Source organism: Flavobacterium arabinosi, assembly GCF_048158725.1.
Lineage (GTDB): Bacteria > Bacteroidota > Bacteroidia > Flavobacteriales > Flavobacteriaceae > Flavobacterium > Flavobacterium arabinosi.
In genome coordinates this window covers 1-22372 of record NZ_JBLNKX010000005.1, presented here as the reverse complement: position 1 = coordinate 22372, position 22372 = coordinate 1, and the positions used below count along the sequence as shown (strand labels likewise).

23 protein-coding genes are annotated in these 22372 nt (G+C 35.0%); 16 read left to right on the top strand and 7 right to left on the bottom strand.

Translation table 11 applies throughout. From position 1 onward, the window contains the following. Positions 1 to 10: 10 nt before the first annotated feature. From ACM55K_RS11210 to ACM55K_RS11185, 6 genes are all read left to right on the top strand, one after another. On the top strand, positions 11 to 403 hold the full coding sequence (locus ACM55K_RS11210; RefSeq protein ID WP_416850307.1) for a RidA family protein: 393 nt from the start codon (positions 11 to 13) through the stop codon (positions 401 to 403). Between the two features lie 50 nt (positions 404 to 453). After that, on the top strand, positions 454 to 1731 hold the full coding sequence (locus ACM55K_RS11205) for a voltage-gated chloride channel family protein (RefSeq protein WP_416850306.1): 1278 nt from the start codon (positions 454 to 456) through the stop codon (positions 1729 to 1731). A 69-nt stretch (positions 1732 to 1800) separates the two neighbouring features. Next, entirely contained in the window at positions 1801 to 2805 is a 1005-nt protein-coding gene (locus tag ACM55K_RS11200; RefSeq protein ID WP_416850305.1) for a DHH family phosphoesterase, read from the top strand. Between the two features lie 3 nt (positions 2806 to 2808). Continuing rightward, entirely contained in the window at positions 2809 to 3462 is a 654-nt protein-coding gene (gene gldI, locus ACM55K_RS11195) for a gliding motility-associated peptidyl-prolyl isomerase GldI (RefSeq protein ID WP_416850304.1), read from the top strand. A gap of 15 nt (positions 3463 to 3477) precedes the next feature. After that, a complete protein-coding gene (locus ACM55K_RS11190) occupies positions 3478 to 4593 on the top strand; it encodes a peptidylprolyl isomerase (RefSeq protein WP_416850302.1) in 1116 nt (371 codons plus the stop codon). A gap of 31 nt (positions 4594 to 4624) precedes the next feature. Next, positions 4625 to 5842: a peptidylprolyl isomerase gene (locus ACM55K_RS11185; protein ID WP_416850301.1), complete on the top strand. Its 1218-nt coding sequence runs from the start codon at positions 4625 to 4627 to the stop codon at positions 5840 to 5842. Between the two features lie 198 nt (positions 5843 to 6040). On the opposite strand, the gene ACM55K_RS11180 is transcribed toward ACM55K_RS11185, so the two are convergent. After that, a complete protein-coding gene (locus ACM55K_RS11180; protein ID WP_416850299.1) occupies positions 6041 to 6481 on the bottom strand; it encodes a hypothetical protein in 441 nt (146 codons plus the stop codon). 699 nt (positions 6482 to 7180) lie between these two features. On the opposite strand from ACM55K_RS11180, the gene ACM55K_RS11175 reads away from it, so the two are divergent. The 6 genes from ACM55K_RS11175 to ACM55K_RS11150 all read left to right on the top strand — a co-directional run bounded on the left by ACM55K_RS11175 (position 7181) and on the right by ACM55K_RS11150 (position 11843). Next, entirely contained in the window at positions 7181 to 7747 is a 567-nt protein-coding gene (locus ACM55K_RS11175) for a dihydrofolate reductase family protein (RefSeq protein ID WP_416850298.1), read from the top strand. A gap of 237 nt (positions 7748 to 7984) precedes the next feature. Continuing rightward, positions 7985 to 8941 (top strand): SRPBCC family protein, encoded by a 957-nt coding sequence (locus ACM55K_RS11170; RefSeq protein WP_416850297.1) that lies wholly within the window; start codon positions 7985 to 7987, stop codon positions 8939 to 8941. Between the two features lie 49 nt (positions 8942 to 8990). After that, on the top strand, positions 8991 to 9506 hold the full coding sequence (locus ACM55K_RS11165) for a MepB family protein (RefSeq protein ID WP_416850296.1): 516 nt from the start codon (positions 8991 to 8993) through the stop codon (positions 9504 to 9506). A 396-nt stretch (positions 9507 to 9902) separates the two neighbouring features. Further along, complete coding sequence (locus ACM55K_RS11160; protein WP_416850295.1) at positions 9903 to 10256, top strand: hypothetical protein; 354 nt, start codon at positions 9903 to 9905, stop codon at positions 10254 to 10256. After that, on the top strand, positions 10253 to 10918 hold the full coding sequence (locus tag ACM55K_RS11155) for a CPBP family intramembrane glutamic endopeptidase (RefSeq protein WP_416850294.1): 666 nt from the start codon (positions 10253 to 10255) through the stop codon (positions 10916 to 10918). The genes ACM55K_RS11160 and ACM55K_RS11155 overlap by 4 nt, the downstream gene beginning before the upstream one ends. A gap of 217 nt (positions 10919 to 11135) precedes the next feature. Further along, entirely contained in the window at positions 11136 to 11843 is a 708-nt protein-coding gene (locus ACM55K_RS11150) for a DUF6629 family protein (protein WP_416850292.1), read from the top strand. Between the two features lie 20 nt (positions 11844 to 11863). Here ACM55K_RS11150 and ACM55K_RS11145 read toward each other — a convergent pair whose 3' ends face one another. The 3 genes from ACM55K_RS11145 to ACM55K_RS11135 form a co-directional block, all read right to left on the bottom strand. After that, positions 11864 to 12463, bottom strand: a complete 600-nt coding sequence (locus ACM55K_RS11145) for a GNAT family N-acetyltransferase (RefSeq protein ID WP_416850291.1) — start codon at positions 12461 to 12463, stop codon at positions 11864 to 11866. 317 nt (positions 12464 to 12780) lie between these two features. After that, positions 12781 to 13137, bottom strand: a complete 357-nt coding sequence (locus ACM55K_RS11140; RefSeq protein ID WP_416850290.1) for a hypothetical protein — start codon at positions 13135 to 13137, stop codon at positions 12781 to 12783. 62 nt (positions 13138 to 13199) lie between these two features. Beyond that, positions 13200 to 14378 carry an AIR synthase related protein gene (locus ACM55K_RS11135; RefSeq protein WP_416850289.1) on the bottom strand — a complete coding sequence of 393 codons (1179 nt, stop codon included), beginning with the start codon at positions 14376 to 14378 and terminating at the stop codon, positions 13200 to 13202. A 400-nt stretch (positions 14379 to 14778) separates the two neighbouring features. On the opposite strand from ACM55K_RS11135, the gene ACM55K_RS11130 reads away from it, so the two are divergent. Continuing rightward, complete coding sequence (locus ACM55K_RS11130; RefSeq protein WP_416850288.1) at positions 14779 to 15060, top strand: DUF4242 domain-containing protein; 282 nt, start codon at positions 14779 to 14781, stop codon at positions 15058 to 15060. A 73-nt stretch (positions 15061 to 15133) separates the two neighbouring features. Here the strand turns inward: ACM55K_RS11130 and ACM55K_RS11125 are convergent, their stop codons facing one another. Continuing rightward, complete coding sequence (locus ACM55K_RS11125) at positions 15134 to 17323, bottom strand: glutamine synthetase III family protein (RefSeq protein ID WP_416850286.1); 2190 nt, start codon at positions 17321 to 17323, stop codon at positions 15134 to 15136. Between the two features lie 375 nt (positions 17324 to 17698). On the opposite strand from ACM55K_RS11125, the gene ACM55K_RS11120 reads away from it, so the two are divergent. Both ACM55K_RS11120 and ACM55K_RS11115 read left to right on the top strand, forming a co-directional pair. Then, positions 17699 to 18727: a glutamine synthetase beta-grasp domain-containing protein gene (locus ACM55K_RS11120; RefSeq protein ID WP_416850285.1), complete on the top strand. Its 1029-nt coding sequence runs from the start codon at positions 17699 to 17701 to the stop codon at positions 18725 to 18727. A gap of 175 nt (positions 18728 to 18902) precedes the next feature. Then, positions 18903 to 19862, top strand: a complete 960-nt coding sequence (locus tag ACM55K_RS11115; RefSeq protein WP_416850284.1) for a TerC family protein — start codon at positions 18903 to 18905, stop codon at positions 19860 to 19862. Positions 19863 to 19938: 76 nt separating this feature from the next. Here ACM55K_RS11115 and ACM55K_RS11110 read toward each other — a convergent pair whose 3' ends face one another. Next, positions 19939 to 20433 carry a hypothetical protein gene (locus ACM55K_RS11110; RefSeq protein ID WP_416850283.1) on the bottom strand — a complete coding sequence of 165 codons (495 nt, stop codon included), beginning with the start codon at positions 20431 to 20433 and terminating at the stop codon, positions 19939 to 19941. An 88-nt stretch (positions 20434 to 20521) separates the two neighbouring features. On the opposite strand from ACM55K_RS11110, the gene ACM55K_RS11105 reads away from it, so the two are divergent. After that, on the top strand, positions 20522 to 21094 hold the full coding sequence (locus ACM55K_RS11105; protein ID WP_416850282.1) for a DUF1543 domain-containing protein: 573 nt from the start codon (positions 20522 to 20524) through the stop codon (positions 21092 to 21094). 77 nt (positions 21095 to 21171) lie between these two features. Here ACM55K_RS11105 and ACM55K_RS11100 read toward each other — a convergent pair. Beyond that, the coding region (locus tag ACM55K_RS11100; RefSeq protein WP_416850281.1) for a T9SS type A sorting domain-containing protein at positions 21172 to 22372 on the bottom strand (1201 nt) is incomplete at its 5' end.

Sequence of the window (22372 nt, the reverse complement as noted above, 5' to 3'; positions counted from 1 at the left end):
AACAATTAAAATGAAAAGAGAAAACATATTGACAGGCTCACCATGGGAAGATAAAATGGGATATTGTCGCGCAGTACGTATTGGAAATATCATTGAAGTATCAGGAACAGTAGCTATAATTGATGGTGAAAAAGTAAAAGCTGACGATGCACATGCACAAACGCTTAATATTTTAGAGCGCGTGGAAAAAGTGTTGGAAGACCTGAATGTAGGTATGAAAGACGTGATTCGCACCCGAATTTTTACTACTGACGTTGCTACATTTGAAGCAGTTGCTACGGCTCACGCCAAATTTTTTAAAGACATAAAACCTACAACTGGCTTTTACGGAATCAATCAATTAGTTGCACCAGAATATTTGGTTGAAATCGAATTTACAGCCATTGCTCCTGAAAAATCATAAATTCAGAAAGGATTGTAATACTTTAGCAAAAAAACTCCGACAGTTCTATAATGAATTTAGAAAACGCTAAAAAAATAATGCTTGTCACACTCAAATGGATTTTCATTTGTGCTTTGACAGGCATTTTTTCTGGATCAGCATCTGCGTTTTTTTTAGTGGCACTGGAATGGGTTACACACTATAGAGAACACAACAACTGGATTATTTGGCTCTTGCCAATAGGCGGCGGCCTCATAGGATTGGGTTACCATTATTGGGGAAAGGATATTATAAAAGGCAATAATTTATTACTGGAAGAATACGAAAATCCAAAAAAAACAATCCCTTTAAAAATGGCGCCGTTGGTACTTATTGGCACCTTAATAACACATCTTCTTGGAGGTTCTGCGGGTCGTGAAGGTACAGCTGTACAAATGGGAGGCGCCATTGCCGATCAATTTACAAAACTGTCATCCCGAGCGCAGTCGAGGGACAAACTTGATAATCCGGAGAGAAAGACACTAATCATTCTGGGAATCAGTGCCGGTTTTGCATCGGTTTTTGGAACACCTTTAGCTGGAGCACTTTTTGCTTTGGAAGTTTTATATTTCAGCAAAATCAGTTTCAAAAGCATTCCATTGTCTTTTATAACCGCTTACATTGCTTATTTCACGGTTGAATTTTGGCAAGTAAAACATACTCATTATACTATTCCAATCATTCCCGAAATGAATTTAACCAACGTGTTTTGGGTAATTCTTGCGAGTATATTATTTGGTTTTGCCGCGATGTTATTCTCTCGAAGCACACACTTTTGGGGCGCTTTATTTTCGAAAATAATATCCTTTCCTCCGCTTCGTCCTTTTATAGGAGGAATAATTCTTGCTTTAGCGATATACTTTATTGGAACCACAAAATACATCGGTTTAGGAGTTCCCATGATTGTTGATGCCTTTTCGATCCCAAATGCTCCCTACGATTTTCTTCTAAAAATACTATTCACAGGATTTACGCTGGGCGCAGGATTCAAAGGTGGCGAAGTAACGCCGTTATTTTTTATGGGCGCCACATTAGGAAGTGCTTTATCACTAGTGGTTCCTTTGCCAATTGCACTTTTGGCAGGAATGGGATTCGTTGCCGTTTTCTCGGGAGCAACCCACACTCCTATTGCGTGTACGGTTATGGGAATGGAACTTTTTGGGATGGAAAGTGGCTTTTTCATTGGTATTGCTTGCACAATCGCTTACTTTAGTTCCGGTTCTGTTGGGATTTACAAAGCGCAAATTGTAAAAGGCGCAAAATACCGCTTGTACCAAAAAGTAAAAAGCAAAGACATCGAGCTTTTATAACATTGTAAAAGTTTGTTAATTCTACAAATGATTTCAACATTACATTAAAAAAATGTAATTTCGCAATCTATGAAAATACAAGACATTCAAGCGATACAGTTGTTATTATCAACTCCAAAAAAAATTGTAATTATTCCACACCGTGGCCCTGATGGCGATGCTATGGGTTCTACATTAGGATTATACCATTTTTTATTAAAAAACAACCATCATCCTGTTGTGGTTTCTCCAAATGAATTTCCTGATTTTTTAGCTTGGATGCCCGGATCAGAAACGGTCAAAATTTACGAAAAAGACAAAGCCAACTGCACCAAAATCCTTGAAGAAGCAGAACTAATTTTCACATTAGATTTTAATGCTTTGCATCGCACAGGCGAAATGGAAACTGTTTTAGCTACGCTGAAAGCTCCATTTATAATGATTGATCACCATCAAAAACCGGATGATTACGCTACATTTACCTATTCAGATACTTCGTTTGGGTCTACTTGCGAAATGCTATACAACTTCATTTGTTTACTTGGAAAAAAAGAGGACATCAACAAAACTATCGGGACATGTATTTACACTGGAATTCTGACGGATTCCGGTTCTTTTCGTTTTCCAAAAACAACTGGAGATACCCATAGAATTGTTGCTGAATTAATTGATTTAGGTGTCGAAAACACGGAGATTCCAACCTTGTTATTTGACAACAGCTCTTTTGGTCGTTTGCAATTATTGGGAAGAGCACTTCAAAACATGAAAGTGTTAACGGAGTATAAAACAGCGTATACCACACTTACACAAGATGAGTTAAACTCTTTTGATTATGTAAAAGGGGATACGGAAGGCATCGTAAATTACGGATTAAGCATTAAAGGAATTCTTTTTACGGCAATTTTCATCGAAAATAAAGAAGAGAAAATCATCAAGATTTCATTACGTTCCCAAGGCGATTTTGATGTCAATCAGTTTGCAAGAGATTATTTTAACGGTGGCGGACATCGCAATGCCGCTGGTGGAAAATCAGAAGTATCGATGCAGGAAACCATAAATAAATTTGAGGATTTAGTAAAAAAAATAACCATATAGTACATGAAAAACAGCAAATTAATCGCAGTTGTATTCTTTTTGTTCGCATTAGTTTCCAGTTGTAAACAACATCAAGAAGCTCGCAGACCTATATCTCAAGCTTCCGGAACATTCATGAAGAAATCGATAGTGCGGAATAAAAAATTAATTGCCGGTGAGGAAGGACAAATTAATGCTGTAATCAAAAGAAATCCTAAAGCTAAATTTATCGCTTCAACCAAAGGATATTGGTATTCGTATTCGATAAAAAACACACTGGATACGCTAACACCTAAAAAGGGAGATGTTGCATTTTTTGATTATGAACTCAAAGATTTGAAAGGCAATATTATTTATTCCGAATTAGAATTGAGACCCCAAATTTATTATGTTGATAAACAAAATATTATGATGGGATTGAGAGACGGTATCAAATTAATGCATAAAAAAGAGAAAGTTAATTTTCTTTTCACCTCACATATGGGTTATGGTTATCATGGCGACAATAAAAAAATTGGTACGAACCAACCTTTACTTTGCACGGTGACTTTACGCAATTTCATGTCGGAAGCTGCGTATAGAAAGCAAAATGAAGTAAAACCAGCTGCTGCTCCTGCACCCGTTGTTAAACCGGAAGTTACCACTGAAATCAAATCACAAGATACTATAACACAATAAAAAAATAATTTAGAAATGAAAAAAAGTTTCCTACTCGTATTCCTTGTAATTGCCTCATTTTATTCTTGTAAAGAAGAGCATAACAATCTTCCTGATGGTTTATATGCCAAAATTGAAACCAATAAAGGAGAAATTATTGTACAATTAGATTTCGAAAAAGCACCTATCACAGTGGCCAACTATGTGACTTTGGCGGAAGGAAAAAACGAATTTGTTACCAATGAAAACCTTAAAAACAGACCTTTTTTTGACGGTTTGAAATTTCATAGAGTAATTAAAGAATTCATGATACAAACGGGAGATCCATTAGGAACAGGATCTGGAGATACCGGTTATAAATTTAAAGACGAGTTTACTGATTTGAGATTTGACAAAGGCGGTGTTTTGGCTATGGCCAATAACGGTCCGGCAACGAACAGCAGCCAGTTTTTCATTACGCATCTTGCGACACCTTGGCTGGATGGCAAACATACCATTTTTGGTCATGTGGTCGAAAAAGGAATGGATGTAGTGAACAAGATTGAGCAAAACGATTTCATCAACAAAGTGACTATTATCAGAAATGGTGAAGCGGCAAAAAAGTTTGATGCAGTAAAAACATTTAGCGATTACTTCTCAGTAGAATCTCAAAACCAAAAGAAAAAATTGGCAATTGAAGCCGAAAATAAAAAAATTTACGACCAAAAATATAAAGCTGTTCGGGACCAAAAAATAGCTTATTTTGCTGCGTTAAAAACCAAAGCAATAAAAACACCAACAGGATTAGAATACGTAATAACCAAGAAAAACGGCGGTAAAAAACCAGCTAATGGCGCTAATCTTTTCATTCATTACGCCGGTTTTCTGGAAGACGGTGAACTTTTTGACGCAAGTATAGAAAGCGTTGCTAAAACTTTTGGAAAATACGATGAAAACAGAGCAGCCCAAAACGGCTACCAACCGATTCCTTTTCAAGCCGGAAAAAAAGATGGCATGATTCCTGGATTCATTGAAGGACTGGAAAAATTAAATTTCGGAGACAAAGCCATACTCTTCATACCGTCGAAATTGGCTTATGGAGAAGCTGGAGCAGGTGGAGTTATTCCGCCAAATGCTAATATTATTTTTGAAATTGAATTAATGCAACAATAACTAAAAAAGTCAGACCTTAAATTATTACCAAATGAAATTTAAAATTCTAATTTTATTATTCTTAGGAATGTTAACCGTACATTCTCAAACTAAGAAACCAGTTCCTGCCAAAAAACCGGTAACAGCAGTAAAAGCTGCTGTAAAAAAAGCTCCCGTAGCAGTCGAAGGGATTTTCGCCACTATTGCCACTACTAAAGGAGATATTACCGTTCAGCTGGAATACAAAAAAACGCCGGTTACCGTAGCTAACTTTATAGCCCTTTCCGAAGGAAAAAATGCTTTTGTAGCTGACGAAAAACTAAAAGGAAAACCATTTTTTGATGGTTTAAAATTCCACCGTGTTATTAAAGATTTCATGATTCAAGGTGGTGATCCATCCGGAAATGGTTCTGGTGGCCCAGGTTTTGCGTTCAAAGATGAGTTTACCGATTTGAAATTTGACAAAGGAGGAATTTTGGCTATGGCCAATTCAGGTCCAACTACCAATGGAAGCCAATTCTTTATCACACACAAAGACACGCCTTGGTTAAATGGAAAACACACTATTTTTGGCCATGTAACGCAAGGAATGAACGTTGTCAACTTGATTGCCCAAGACGATGTCATTAAAAAAATTACCATTGTAAGAAAAGGAGCTTTAGCAAAACAGTTTAATGCCCCTAAAGTATTCTCAGACTATTATGGCAATAAAGCCGAAGACGCTAAGAAACAAGCTTTAATTGATGCTGAAAACCACAAAAAGCAAGCCGCAATTCAAACGGAAGAGAAAAAAGCATATTTTGAAAAATACGGTAGCGTTATCACTGCTAAACTAGCTGATTTAAAAACGAATAAAGCTACTGCAACTACTACAGCTTCAGGCTTAGCCTATAAAATAATCCAAAAAGGAAGCGGTGTAAAACCTGCTGACGGAACGACTTTCTATTTTCATTATGCCGGTTATTTTGAGGATGGAACCTTATTTGACAGCAGTTATGAAGACGTAAGCAAAGCGTACGGCAAATACGATGCGAACAGAGCCGCCCAAAACGGATACCAAGCCTTCCCTTTTCAAGCAGGTAAAAAAGACGGAATGATTCCTGGATTTTTAGAAGGATTGAACCTATTATCTTTTGGAGACAAAGCGGTGGTATTCATCCCGTCAAATTTGGCCTATGGCGAAAGAGGTGCTGGAGGCGTGATTCCGCCAAATGCAAATCTTGTTTTCGAATTGGAAATGTTTGAAAAACAACCGGCTCCAAAACAGTAAATTTCAAAAGCATATAATAAACAAACCCGACACGTTTTAATAACCTGTCGGGTTTTTTATGCAATACCATTTTAAAATTTTAAGTCTTAGATGGACTTATATTCCTTCTATGTTTAAAATCTAACCACATAAGAAATATATGTTCATTTAAGTTTTTAATCGCAGAAACAGCTGCTGTAGGTTCTAAATCTTAGAAAATTATTTCTTTCCAAATTTCCAGTCGAATTCGTCTTTTTGATTGATAATTGCACCAATCTCAAATTTCACGACCTCATCAAATTCCGTTTGAAAGATAATCCAGTTTTCCTCATTGAAATAGTTTTCGAACGTGTCGAATTCTTCCTGAGTGAATTTAGTGATTCCTTTGGCAGCCAAATCTTTTTTGACCTCACTGATTTTTCTATCGATCACTTTATTCCCAAACAACTCCAGTTCTGGACTCGAAGCCACGATATAACCTAATTTGAAATCTTCCTCCACATAGAAAGTCAAACGCATTTTAAGTTTGTTGTAGGCAAAAATCACATTATCATCTTCGTCCTTGTAATTCCTGTCTGGTTTACCGTAAATAGCAGTTACATCATTTTGTTTCATTCCGAAAATGAGCTTGTCAATTCCGTTTTTTGGATTTATTTTCATACGTAGTTTATATTTGTTTTTAAAGGAATCTGTAATTTGCATAGCGCTATCGGTATTTATTTCAAACTTGCACTAGGCTCATTTCATATTCATTTATTTGACCGCAAAGTTCGCAAAGTTTTTCGCAAAGTCCACTACCTTTTTTATTTAAAAATTAGTGGTACAAAAACTCAAATCAGCCTTCCAAAATTAAGAATTTGGGCGTGACCCGCTGAAAAAACGGGTCGGGCTATCCGTTGCAATCTTTTATTCCGCTGTGCTTCATAAAAGGATTTTCACTGCTATCCCTCACGCAAAACAGCGGTAAAAACAACTAAAATAGTTCTAGGTAAATTCAAAAAAGCATTTAGCAAATAAAAAGTGCTTTCGATAATTTGCAATGTTTTTTTTATAAATTTACAAAACAACAAAAAGCCATTTTATGGCACAAAGCCAACCTAATTTGTGTGGATTGTAGCCACTTTGTGGCTGGTATATACAAGTTACAGGCAATGTTAGACGGCAGCAAAATAACGACAGTTTGTAAATTCATCGGAGAACTGTCCTCTGACGGACTTTTATTAAACTTTGACATAAATTGCAACGGAAGTGCTTCTATCAACATTTGGCGGGCGGAAAGTCCTTCGCAGACTTTTAGAAAAAATCATCAGAGACGGGCAATCATCTAACACGACTATAACTACTAACAAACGCTAGCAAATGAGAAAACTGAAACTACAAATGCAAGTTACGCTTGACGGGTTTAACTCGACAGGACCGAACGACGAACAGCAATGGGTGACTTGGGACTTGGACGGGATTAAGCAATATGTTGTTGACTTGCTTGACACGTCAGACACAATCCTTATTGGCAGAAAATTGGCGGTTGACTATATTCCGTTTTGGCAAGACACTTTTACAAAACCAGACGACCCAATGTATGATTTCGCAACACGAATTGTAAATACAAAAAAGGTTGTGTTTACAAAAACGCTTGACAAATCCATTTGGGACAAAACCGAACTTGCAAAAGGCAACCTAAAAGATGAAATCAACAGATTGAAAAACCAAGAAGGCAAAGACATTATTGTTTATGGCGGTAGTTCCTTTGTTTCATCGTTGATTAAAGACGGACTTATTGATGAGTTTCATTTTTTTGTAAACCCAATCGCAATCGGGAAAGGTGTTTCGGCATTTGAACAGTTAGAAAATTGGCAACCGTTGAAACTTAAAAACTCAATTACTTGCGACAGTGGTATTTTAATTCTTTACTACGAAAAAAACTGACGATATACAATAAACACTGCTTGTAACAAGGGTTTGACATAATGGCGGGTGAAGAGCTTCGTATCAAAGGTAGTGCTATAATACCGCTAGTACGCCAAGCCCTAAAACGTTAGTAGCAATAAATGAATTTATTATGGATTATACTTCAACCATAGACGATTGCAAAGACTTGAGAATTATAACAGTCGAGAATATTTCCCAGCTAGCGAGAACGCAATGTCATTAAGTTAAAAGCATATGAAAATATTTAATAAACTAGTTCATTTAAATCAAACCAAACGCAAATGGGTTTCAATAATAATTACAGTCCTAATTTCTGGAATTTTATCGCTTTGGGGAATTTATGGAATTGGTGAATATGGAATTGCACTTTTTATACTAACACCGTTTTTAATTGGATTTTGTTCGACATTACTTTATGGTTACAAAAACAAAATAACAAGAAGTGAAGCGATTTGGATTGGATATACAGCACTTGCAATTTGTACGCTTGCTTTGATTGTATTTGCAATTGAAGGATTAATTTGTATTGCAATGGCAGCTCCATTAGGTATTTTATTAACTTGGATTGGAAGTTTGACAGGATATAGTTTATTGCAAAAATCATCAGCTTCTACTCCATCAATTTTATTCATTCTAATTGGAATTATTCCGCTAACTTCATTTGTAGAAAATAAAATCAAACCAGAATTGACTTCGGTAACAACATCGATCATAATACATGCTAAACCTATGGAAGTTTGGAAAAACGTAATTGAATTTCCACAGTTAGACGAACCAACCGAATTTATATTTAAAACTGGAATTGCCTATCCAATCAACGCTAAAATTGTTGGAAGCGGGATCGGTTCATTAAGACATTGCAATTTTACGACTGGAAGTTTCGTTGAACCAGTGACCGTTTGGGACGAAGGAAAATTATTAAAATTTGATGTTCTTGAACAACCTGCACCAATGAAAGAATTGAGTTTTTGGAATATCGACGCACCACATTTGCACGATTATTTTGTATCTAAAAAAGGTCAATTTAAATTAACCGAATTAAAGAACGGAAAGACTTTACTTGAAGGAACAACTTGGTATTATCACAATATAAAACCTGCCTTTTATTGGCAAGAATGGAGCGATTTAATAATTCATAAAATTCACGATAGAGTATTAATCCATATAAAAAAGAATTCCGAAAAATCGTAAAAAGATAAACAAAGCAGTTGACAAAGTACTACACTCCTAAAATAAATTCATGCTCCCAATACCTAATATCCTTTTAAAAACCAAAATCTTTGTGTTTAATCCCTGTGGTTTTCAACTTACCAACACGGTGCCGGAAAAAGAAAGTGAGGATTATGGTGCGTATCAATTTGAACTGAATGCACTAAAAATACTATTTCGCGTGGCCAAAACTACTCCGACAAAAGTGGGTCAATTTGTTACGTTATGGAAAAGACTGGCAAAAGGACCTATACGGCCTTTTGACGTTTCAGATAACATCGATTTATTTATTGTCAATACTCAAAGCGGGGATCATTTTGGTCAATTCGTATTTCCTAAATCAGTGCTTAGTCAACAAGGAATCCTTACAATTGATTTGAAAGAGGGGAAACGCGCCATTCGAGTGTATCCTCCTTGGGCCATCACAACGAACAAACAGGCACAGAAAACCCAAAAATGGCAATTGGATTATTTCTTGGAAATCCCTTTGGGCAAAACCATAGATTTAGAACGTGCAAAATTCCTTTATTTACAGGAAATTAAATAACATTTAAATCTAGCTCGTTTAAGTAATTTTAAATGAGGTTTATTAAAAAACGTACTTTATAAATTTTATTTTTATAATATACTGATTTTCAGTTGCTAGAATCAAAATTTATTTTTAATTTAGCTCTTATGAAGGAATTCCTATTTTAGAATCCTACTATCCCCAAAATCTTATTATTTTTTACAAGTTAGACAGGAATATCAATTCAACTAACTTACAGGTTAAATCAATTGTTTAAAAAATGATGGGTGTAACTCCTCATTGCATTTTAGGAATCATTTTAAGCATTTCCATTTTCAATACCCCTGTTTCATTTTAATCCGTTTACAGTAATGACATAAAGACAATAAGCGTATAGGATTCGTTTTCTATGTTTCTAACCAAAACCACTACGTTATGGAAACCTTTCAAGACAGTGTAAGTAATAAACCAAAACCGATTAGCTGGATATCCATTGTACTCGTGGCATTACTATTTGCGATATTGTTTTGGGTTACGTATCAATTTAAAGGAGAGCAACGTTTTACTTTCGTAAATTTTTTTGGCAAAGGCCACGTCATAAACTTTTCAGAAAATTACAGTTATGTTCAATTTCCTTCCAATGAAAAAAATCATGAAGTTCTAATTGCTGAAAAAGGTGCGTGTATGGGGTCAGGGTGGTTGCTTTTGCTAGTACCCGCAGTATTTTTATTCAGTTTAGTTTTTCCAAGGAAATTATTAAAAAAATCATTTAAAAAGGTAAAAAAATGAACCACTCTGAACAAATAAAAGCGATACCGAGACGAACCAAAAAAGGAGTCCTAGATGCAGTAATCAGCAGTGCTGAAATTATGGTGTTTGCCTATTTAATCACCTACCCTTTTCCATTTAAAGCAGTAGCTTTTATTCCTTTGGTAATGGTCGCTTTTATCATAAGCCGTGATATCAATTCTCCTTCAGTAACATTTAGGCTTTTATTTAAGAATCTTTTCTCTCTAAAAATGCTTATACAAATTGTTATTGGTCTTGAACTTGGTATTATAGCAGCAATTTATTACAGAGACCATTTAGGAATGCCTATTCTACCTGTAGAAATCAGACCATTCGTGTTAGTGGCAGTAAGTGTTGCTGCCATCGAAGAATTAGTTTTTCGTGGTTTCATACAAGGTCAAATAAGCAAGTTAAATACGGATTTTGCCGTAGTATTTGCCGCATTTGCGCATGCATCTTACAAAGCTTGTCTATTCCTTTCGCCTGTGGCAATACATCAACAAAATATTGTAGTTTTTTTTATATGGTCTTTTGCGGCTTATATCGTACTGGGGTTTTTAAAGCATTATTCAAAAAGCATCGTGCCTGTTATTATAACGCATGCCATTTTCGATTTGGTTGTTTATGCCGAAGTCCTGCAAGCGCCATGGTGGGTATGGTAATTAATAAAATGAACTTAAAATTAACAATACAAATCAAGGGTTGAAAGTCTGTTTTTTGTGCCGTTAGATACTGAATATTGGTAGTATTAATTGGGTTCAAAATTTGTCAACGTACTATAATCATAGGTACGCGAAATACATATTGGTTATTGTTTTCTACCAATATTCCGTGCCTAATGGCACATCCAAAGTCATAATTCATTATAAAGTAAAGCCTATGTATTTTTCAGCTACTACCAGTTTTACAGCGGGTATTGTTCTTGCAGCGATAAGTGTTGCGGTACTAAAAAAAGTAAAAAAACCTTCCCAAATTTATTTTGCCTGTATCCCGATTATTTTTTGTGTGCAACAGATTTCTGAGGGCTTTTTATGGTTAGCATTGACCAAACCTTATTTCGCCCCATTGCAACAAGTCTCAACCTATACCTTTTTGTTTTTTGCTCAAGTGGTTTGGCCTTTATGGATTCCTTTTGCCTCGTTGAAACTCAAAAAAGAAGAGGAGAACGTTCTTTTTCAGTGGGTACTGGTAGTAATAGGCTTATCAGTAGCTTTATATCTTGGGTATTGTTTGATCAATTATCCTGTTGAAGCCAAAATTATTGGACGACATATCTCCTACCTACAAGGTTATCCAATAGTATTTAGCTCTTATGGAGACCTACTTTATATCATTGCAACTGTTGCTCCACCACTATTCTCAGAAATCAAAAAAATGTGGATTTTAAGCATTACCATCATAATTTCCTATATCATCACAACCATTTTGTATGTAGATTATATCGTTTCGGTTTGGTGTTTCTTTTCTTCAATTATTAGTATATCTGTACTAATCGTTATGAATGAAATTAAAAACCCCAGTAAAAAACATTCCAAATACTATTCCAGATACTATTGCGATGATCATAATAAAAGTCCCAGTATTTAAAACCTGAAATTTAGATTTTATTATAATTTATTCTTCAAGTTTTCTTTAACGCTATCAAACCACTCATTTCTAAGAATACTCAAAATAATACTGTCTCTGCGTACGTCACTCCCAAAAGTGGGCATGTGGTTTCGCATGACGCCTTCTACTGTGCATCCAATGCTTTTCATGGCTGCAATGCTTCGCTGGTTATTATTGTCCGCACGGAATTCTACGCGTTCCATTCCTAGGGTTTCAAAAGCAAATTGCAACAGTAAAAATTTACAGCGTTTGTTAAGTCTGGTTCCTCGGAAGTCTTTACCGTACCAAGTGTAGCCCAATTGCAAGGTTTTGAACTCCAAATTAATATCGTAAAAACGAGTACTTCCAGCATATTTTCCAGACTTTTTATCGAAAACTATAAAGGGGAATTCGGTTTTATTTTCTTTGGCTTTTAAGGCAATTTGAATATAATTTTCCAGATTTTCTTTGCCGTTTGCACGCACTAAGGAATATTCCCAGGTTTCGGGTTCGTTGAGGGATATTTCCAATAAATTTTCGACATCCGTTTCCCGTAAAGGACGCAGTAAAATTGATTCGTCTTCGAGAATTGTATTTTGGGGGAATTGAGAAACAGACATGATTCTTTTTTGGGCTAATTTATAAAAAAAAGACAATACCAATTATGAGTATAGATAAAACTAAAACATTTAGCACAATTTTTTAAACATATAAGGAGTATAAGTTCATTTAAGTTGGCCCCTTTCGAATTCAATAAATAATCGTGGATGTCTTAGCCCAGATAAAAGTGAAAAGCCCACAGTATAAAACACTAATTTTTCTTGTTATAAAAGAGCGACCAACGGAAGCTCCTTTTTATGACTTAGAAAAATAGTGTTTTATGCGCGGACTTGAAACGGTTAGCTGTCCCGAGCCTTCGGGATAGCTCCTAAAAATGCTACTCACTCATTTCGTCGTAACGCTCTGGAACTTGGGGATCGTACAGTGGACAATTGAACTCTGCCAAGGCATCTACCAATTGATTCATGATTTTCCCTTCGGTGCCGTAGCAATCGATTTGAATGCTTTGAGGAGTGGTTTTTATTTGAAAAGCGCCTTTCCCTTTGTTGTTTTTCCAACTGTTGTCATCTACTTTTTCCCATTGGGAAAACAGCGTATTAATCCTATTGAGGATGACAGTCACAGGAATTTCTTCGAGACCTGCTACTTCTTGTTCCTCAATAATGGCTTCGTAAACCAAGTGATGGTTTAGATAGATGCCGTCCTGATATCTCCAAAAAAGTAATTCGTACATTTAAAAAAATTGAAAGATTGAAAAATTAAAAGATTGAAAAATTAGCAATCAATTAAAGTTTTTTAATATTCGAAAGTTCCGTATTCACTGGTGATGGTCAGTTTTTTAGAATCTGCGGCTTCTACTCTACCCACAATTTGTGCATCGACATTGAACGATTTTGAAATTGCAATAATGTCTTGGGCAATAGCTTCGGGAACATATACTTCCATGCGGTGTCCACAATTGAATACTTGGTACATTTCTTTCCAATCGGTTTTGGATTGTTCTTGTATCAGCTGAAATAATGGGGGAACCGGAAATAAATTATCTTTTATAATGTGTAGATTTTGTACAAAATGTAAAATTTTGGTTTGCGCTCCTCCACTGCAATGCACCATTCCATGAATTTCATTGGACGAATATTTATCCAAGATTTTCTTGATAATAGGCGCATAAGTTCTGGTTGGCGAAAGCACTAATTGACCTGCATCGATTGGCGAATTTTCAACAGCATCAGTAAGATTCACTTGTCCGGAATAGATTAATTCTTCAGGAACTGCAGCATCAAAACTCTCAGGATATTTGGTTGCCAAATATTTCCCGAAAACATCATGACGCGCCGATGTTAATCCGTTGCTTCCCATTCCGCCATTATAGCTTTTTTCGTAAGTAGCCTGACCAAAAGAAGCCATACCTACAATGACATCACCCGCTTTAATATTGGCATTGTCAATTACTTTAGAACGTTTCATACGAGCCGTTACGGTAGAATCTACAATAATAGTTCGAACGATATCCCCTACGTCAGCCGTTTCACCTCCTGTGGAATGAATGGTCACGCCAAAAGAATCCAGTTCTTTGATTAACTCTTCGGTTCCATTGATGATTGCTGAAATTACTTCGGCAGGAATAAGATTTTTATTTCTTCCAATGGTGGAAGAAAGCAGAATATTATCCGTTGCTCCTACACACAATAAATCATCGATATTCATAATCAATGCATCTTGGGCAATGCCTTTCCAAACAGAAATATCTCCAGTTTCTTTCCAATACATATACGCCAGAGAAGATTTAGTTCCCGCTCCGTCCGCATGCATAATCAGGCAATAGTCTTCGTCTTGGGTTAAATAATCAGGGACAATTTTACAAAATGCTTGAGGAAACAATCCTTTATCGATGTTTTTTATGGCGTTATGCACGTCTTCTTTGGATGCCGAAACACCGCGAAGCGCATATCTTTTTGAAGTATCTGAACTCATGTAGTCTAGTTGTGTAACCTGCTTTTAGGCAGATGTGTTTTGCGGCAAAGATAATTATTTTTTTTGGGTTTTGCCTATTGGGTTTTCAAGTGTTTCGTTAAATCTATAATCTATAAATTGAATATGGATTTATTTTATTAAATTTGTCTTAGCATTTTGTCTACTAGCACTTTATAAAACAAATACAAAAAATAATCTGTAAACAAATACTGTTTATCACAATGGGCATCCTACTAGATTTGGATTGATTTTAATTAAAAATTTATAGCCAAACCCATTTAAAAGTTTAAGAAACTTTAAACCAAAAATTATACTCAAAAAAGTGGAAACCAGCCACCACATAAAAAAACGGGGCCTTACCGAAAAGCCATAAGAGTAGGAAACTAAAAAACACAACATTATGCCTAAATATGTAATTGAAAGAGAAATCCCCGGTGCAGGTAAACTTAATTCCGATCAGTTAAGAGCCATTTCACAAACTTCTTGTGGAGTACTGGGTAAAATGGGACCCCAAATTCAATGGGTCAACAGCCAAGTCACCGCTGACAAAATCTATTGTACTTATATCGCTCCCAACGAGGATATGATTCGGGAACATGCAAAGGCAGGTGGATTTCCAGCAAATTCCATAAGTCAAGTATTCGCTACCATTGACCCAACAACTGCAGAACAAACAGTTTAGTAAAATTCAACTTTTTTAAAAAAAAAATGCCTATCCAAAACGGATAGGCATTTTTATGAAATAGTGTTTGTTATTATTTTGTAAACAACAATTCTCTATATTTAGTCAATGTCCAAAGTTCATTGTCTACCAACAACTCCAGTTTATCACAATGTTCACGTATCACTTCAAAATAAGGCTTTACGTTATTACAATAGGCCTCAGCCATTTCTTGAGCATCAGTCATTACATTTGCTTTCTTTCTTTCGTTAGTCATTTCAACTACTTTAGAATTGATTCCTTCAATATGTCTTGAAATATCTTTGATTAAAATAATTTGCTCTTTGGCAATTGTTTCAAACTCAGCTCCAAAAATATCTTTCAACCCTTTAACATTTTCAATCAAAGTATTTTGGTAACGGATTGCAGTTGGAATAACGTGATTTGTAGAAATATCACCTAAAACTCTTCCTTCAATTTGAATTTTCTTCGTGTATTCTTCCAATTCAATTTCGTAACGCGCTTCCACTTCAATGTGGTTCATGATACCCATTTCAGAAAACAAATCTAAAGCTTGTTTAGAAGCTCTCGCTTTCAATGCTTCAGGAGTAGTTTTAAAGTTACTCAAACCTCTTTTCCCTGCTTCGATTTCCCATTCATCACTGTAACCATCTCCTTCAAAAAGAATTTTTTTGGAAACTTTAATATACTCTCTCAAAACATTGAAGATGGCATCGTCTTTCTTCATGTCTTTAGATTCAATCAAAGAATCAACTTCAATTTTAAAATCTTTCAATTGTTTAGCAACAATAGTATTCAAAGTCGTCATTGCATTAGCACAGTTTGCAGAAGATCCTACTGCTCTGAACTCAAATTTATTTCCTGTGAATGCAAATGGTGAGGTTCTATTTCTATCTGTATTATCTAAAAGCACATCTGGAATTTTACCTACTACATTTAATTTTAAATCTGTTTTCTCTTCTGGAGATAATTTCCCGGTAGTTACCCCTTCTAATTCAGCTAAAACTTTGGTTAATTGCTCTCCAATAAATACAGAAATAATTGCCGGTGGTGCTTCATTTGCACCTAATCTATGGTCATTACTTGCCGTTGCAATTGCACCTCTTAATAATGATTCATAATCATTTACCGCTTTTATAGTATTAATAAAGAAAGTCAAAAATTGTAAATTGCTCATAGGCGTTTTACTTGGACTCAACAAGTTTACTCCAGTATCAGTTGCTAATGACCAGTTGTTGTGTTTTCCGGAACCATTAACTCCTTTGAACGGTTTTTCATGGAATAATACTTTCAAATCATGACGTTCAGCCACTTTTTGCATTACATCCATTAATAAACAGTTGTGGTCAACTGCTAAGTTAGTCTCTTCAAAAATAGGTGCCAACTCGAATTGATTTGGAGCCACTTCATTATGACGTGTTTTAACCGGAATTCCTAACAACATACATTCTTGCTCTAAATCCCTCATGTATGTTAACGCACGTGTTGGAATAGAACCAAAATAATGATCGTCTAATTGTTGTCCTTTTGCAGAGGTATGTCCAAGCAAAGTTCTTCCTGTCATCAAAAGATCAGGACGAGAATCTGCTAACGATTTATCAATCAAGAAATATTCTTGTTCCCATCCCAGGGTTGCAGTAACTTTCTTTACATTTTTGTCAAAATACTTACATACTTCTGTAGCCGCCTCATCCATTGCAGATAAAGCTCTCAATAATGGAATTTTATTATCTAATGCTTCTCCTGTGTAAGAAATGAAAACCGTAGGAATACATAAAGTAGTTCCATAAATAAATGCTGGAGAAGTTGGATCCCAAGCCGTATATCCTCTTGCTTCAAATGTGTTTCTAATTCCACCATTTGGGAAACTAGAAGCGTCTGGTTCTTGTTGTACTAATTGTGCTCCACCAAATTTTTCTACCGGATCGCTACCGTCATAAGATGTTTCAAAAAAAGCATCATGTTTTTCAGCAGTTGTTCCTGTAAGAGGTTGAAACCAATGAGTATAATGAGTAACCCCTTTTGACAAGGCCCACTCTTTCATTCCCATTGCGATATAATCTGCTAATTTCCTGTCTATTTTAGTTCCGTGTTGAACGGCACCTTGCACTCCTTTGAAAGCATCCGAAGTCAAATATTGCTTCATTGCCCTTTCATTAAACACATTTGCACCAAAAATAGTTGATTTTCTATCAGTCTCTTCAAATTGAACTGGCTTTCTGGTTGAAGCTTCTCTCAAAGCTTGAAAACGTAGTGTTGACATAATTTATAAATTTAAATATTAATCGTGATTTAGAATACATACAAATATAATTCATTCCTGTAATATTTTAATCCTCTCATTAACATATCTTAACTTTCTTTTTTAACATAGAATTAAAATTAAAAAAATTGACCATTTCACTTTTGAAGTAATAAAAATCTTAACTATTTATTAATGACTAAAAAACCAGCATTGTGAATTTAATTTTTATAACTAATTAAAATTGCATTTTTTTAAATATACCCCTAAAAAAATGAAGTAATGCTAAAAATTATACCTCATTAAATAAAAATTACCCCCTGATTTTACGACATCGACAAATTAATTTATATTTGCAAAAGAAAATTATCAAAAAGAAAATAAATTTATATTATTATGGCTAAAATAAAGTTAGAATACATTTGGTTAGATGGATACGAACCAACTCAAAACTTAAGAAGTAAAACCAAAGTTGAAGAACACGAAAATTTCAAAGGAACATTAGAAGAAATAGGAAACTGGTCTTTTGATGGCTCATCTACAAAACAAGCAGAAGGTGGTTCATCTGATTGTTTATTAGTACCTGTTGCTATTTACCCAGATCCTACACGTATCAATGGATATTTAGTAATGACAGAAGTTATGAATGCTGATGGTACTGCTCACTCTTCTAACGGCAGAGCTACTATTGATGATGATGGTGATTTCTGGTTTGGTTTCGAACAAGAATATTTCATTATGGATACTAAAACTTTATTGCCTTTAGGATTTCCAATTGGAGGATACCCTGCACCACAAGGGATGTACTACTGTTCAGTAGGTGGTAAAAACACACATGGAAGAGGATTAGTAGAAGAGCACGCTGATTTATGTATCGCTGCCGGAATTAACTTTGAAGGTATCAATCAAGAAGTTGCTTGTGGTCAATGGGAATTTCAATTATTCGCTCAAGGCGCTAAAAAAGCAGGTGACGAAATATGGATTGCCAGATATTTACTAGATCGTTTAACTGAGAAATACGGTTACTATATTGATTACCACCCAAAACCATTAGGCGATACTGATTGGAATGGATCTGGAATGCATGCTAACTTCTCTAATGAAATATTAAGAACATGTGGTTCTCAAGAAGTTTACGAAAAAATATGTGAGGCATTCAGACCTGTAACTGCAGAACACATTGCTGTTTACGGAGCTTACAATGACCAACGTTTAACAGGTAAGCACGAAACTGCTTCTATCCATGATTTCTCTTATGGAGTTTCTGATAGAGGAGCTTCAATCAGAATCCCATTAATTACTGTTCAAAAAGGATGGAAAGGATGGTTGGAAGACAGAAGACCAGCATCTAACGGTGATCCATACAAAATTGCTGCCAGAATTGTAAAAACTGTAAAATCTGTATTAATTGAAGAATTAGTATAAGAATCTATATAAACTTGATTTGTTTATAAATTAAAAGTGCCTTCATTTGTGAAGGCACTTTTTTTTTAGGATTAGCCCGGAATATATTTCCCAACCACAACTTTATTTTAAATAAGGTTCAAATTTAAAAAATCAAAAAGTATCTTTACCAAACGTATAATTAACAACTTTATATATGATTGTCTGGATTTTATTTTTAGCTGCCATCTTACTATTTCTTGCACTCGATTTAGGTGTTTTTAATAAAACGCCACATATTATTAGTTCCAAAGAAGCTGGTAAATGGACTGCTATATGGGTAACTTTATCTTTTTTATTTTCCGGAGTTATCTATTGGTTATATGGCAATAATTATATTTCTAATCCGGATGGATTGAAACCCGCCGCAGCGTCAATAAAATTCATTACCGGATATTTAATAGAATTATCTTTAAGCGTAGACAATATATTTGTAATTGCTATTATTTTTTCTTCTTTTAAAATACCGCGAAAATACCAACATCGAGTTTTGTTTTGGGGAATTCTAGGTGCTATTGTTTTTAGAGGCCTAATGATCTATTTTGGAGTTTTGCTTATCAATAAATTTTCGTGGACAACCTATATTTTCGGTATATTTCTGATTTATACTGCAATGCGAATGCTGTTTACCAGTGAAGATGAGAAATTTGAACCCAAAAAATCTTTTGTATACAAAACGTTACGAAAAATTATGCCGATCACTAGTCACATCGATGAAGAACATTTCTTTGTAAAAAGACGACATATTACTGCCGCAACACCACTTTTTGTTGCATTGGTAATTATTGAAGTTATGGATGTTATCTTTGCACTTGATAGCGTTCCTGCAATTTTGGCTATTACTAACGATCCTTTCTTAGTTTTTAGCTCGAATATTTTTGCCATATTAGGCTTGCGTTCCATGTATTTCTTTTTGGCCAATATGTTAGAAAAATTTGCCCATTTAGAATACAGCCTTATTGCCATTTTAACTTTTGTGGGACTCAAAATGTTGCTCCACGATTTTATCGAAATCCCAGAATGGGTATCATTAGCTTTTATAGCCATTTCGCTATTGGCCGGAATTATTGTATCTATAAAATTGGGAAAAGAAGAAGTTGCTGAAGAAAATAGTTAATCTATATAATGTTCTAAAAATAAAAGCATAAAAAAAGGAAATCTTACGATTTCCTTTTTTACTTTATAACCTAAAGTTACATTTGGATTTTTTGAATTTGACTTTCATTTAATTTTAAAGTCGACATAACCGCTTCAAAACTATTTTTATTGATTGAAGTAGCAAAACCTGCAGGCACAATCACAATTCTTAATACTTGATTCAATCTAAAGTCCGTAGAAACTGTTTGCAAATTATTACCAATCATAAAGACATTTACATTTCTTGTAGTATAATCTTGATCATACCCAAAATCTAATGTTCCGTCACTAAAATAATGAGTTTCAGGCAATAATTTCCATACGTCATTACCTTGTGAACTACCGGATAATCGGTATACTAATACTACATCCGAAGAATAAATCGGATAATCAAACGTGATTAATTTACTGTAATCATTCGTTGAAGTAAACGAAGCGTTAACTTCAAATACTTCACTAGTCGTGTTATCTACAATAGGTCCATCGTTTACGGTACAACTTTGTAAACTAAATAATCCTACAATGGCTAAAAGGGTAAATATCTTTTTCATGTTTTTAAAATTTAAATGGTTAATTTTATTTTCTATATTCATGAATTGTGCCAAACTTTATTTTCGAAAAAAAAATTAACCATTTAAAATGGAAAAACAACTAAAACTTTACATGCTAATGCTGGGCTGTAAGCCGATAGGAAGGTTTACAGAACAACACGATATTTTTTTCGGAATTGGAAGTTCCTTGAAAAATTTGATTCCACAGATGAATTTTTTTTGGCCTGAAGCCAAAGGAAAACTTCATATTGATGCCTGGAGAGAAGTTGCTGTAGTCAATAATTATTCGATTGAAATCATTCCGAAAGATGTAGTCGAAAATACCGCTTCTGAAAAATTATTTTTCATTAATCTGGGGGGTTACAAAGAAAATGAATTTGAAGAATACCATTATAAAATGCTTTCTGTTGCCGAAAGTTTAAGATTAGTATCCAAAAATGCCAAAAAAACCACTTTCTATAAACATTGTGGTTTCAAAGGGGCAACTTCCCATATTGATGATAAATACGGAATCGATGTGGATGATATTTATAATGTATCGGATATATTAGACAAGCAATTTAAAGAACAATATGCATTGAAAATCACAAAATCTGAAGATGATTTAAAAGAAGATGAATTGCATATTGGCTATTTAAAATTAAATAAAAACACTTTTTAATATTTTCAGATTAAAATCAAGTAAACAAAAAAAGCATCCGATTAAGGATGCTTTTCATTTAAAATTAATTTTTAAAATTATCTGGAAGACATTACTTTTTTCACACTGCTTCCACGATCAGTAGTCACTTTCACAATATATACTTGTTCTTTTCCTTTATTTAATTTTAGGTCTAGCGCAATTTCTTTGTTCAGATAACTATTGGTATCCGTTTTAGAAAGCACTGAAATACCTTGAGCATTAAACACATCAATTTTCACATCAGACACATAATCAAATTTGTATTTGATTGTAAGCCTATCTTTGAAAGGAACAGGATACGCGTCAAAACCTACGTTACTGGTTTTAGCGGTTAGAGTTGTTTCTATAGGAACAATTGTTTCTGTTGTTTTGGTGTCTGAATTGGTAATTTTACCAGAAGCTGGTGGACAATTTGCCGCATCACAACTAGAAGCAGGAAAAGAAATACAACCAGCGGCATTTTTAACTATAATGCTAGGATTAGAGCCAGCAGCTAAAGCAGAAAATAAAGTCTCTGGTTGCCAATGAGCTCCATTATCAATACTGTATTGATACCCTGTTCCAGTTGGGCTTTGAACAGTAATACTTCCTGTACTTGAGCATAGAGAAGGCTGAATAACACAAAGAGTTGGCGCATCTGGTGTTGTTTTCGGAGCTGATGTTCCAGAACCTGCAAGACTGGTACAACCATTTGTTGCAGTTTGAGTAACCGTATAAGTTGCAGCATTCGTTACATGAATACTCGCCGTTGTTGCAGCATTACTCCACAACAGAGTTCCGGTATAATCACTGGCAGTTAAATCCGAACTTCCATCGCAGTTGTTCACTACCGTTACAGTTGGTGCACTTGGTGTTGTTTTCGGAGCTGATGTGCCAGAGCCTGTAAGACTGGTACAACCATTTGTTGCAGTTTGAGTAACCGTATAAGTAGCAGCATTCGTTACATGAATACTCGCCGTTGTTGCAGCATTGCTCCACAACAAACTTCCTGTGTAATTACTGGCGGTTAAATCTGAACTTCCATCACAGTTATTAACTACAGTTACTGTTGGTGCACTTGGTGTTGTTTTCGGAGCTGATGTTCCAGAGCCTGCAAGACTGGTACAACCATTTGTTGCAGTTTGAGTAACCGTATAAGTTGCAGCATTCGTTACATGAATACTCGCCGTTGTTGCAGCATTGCTCCACAACAAACTTCCTGTGTAATTACTGGCGGTTAAATCTGAACTTCCATCACAGTTATTAACTACAGTTACT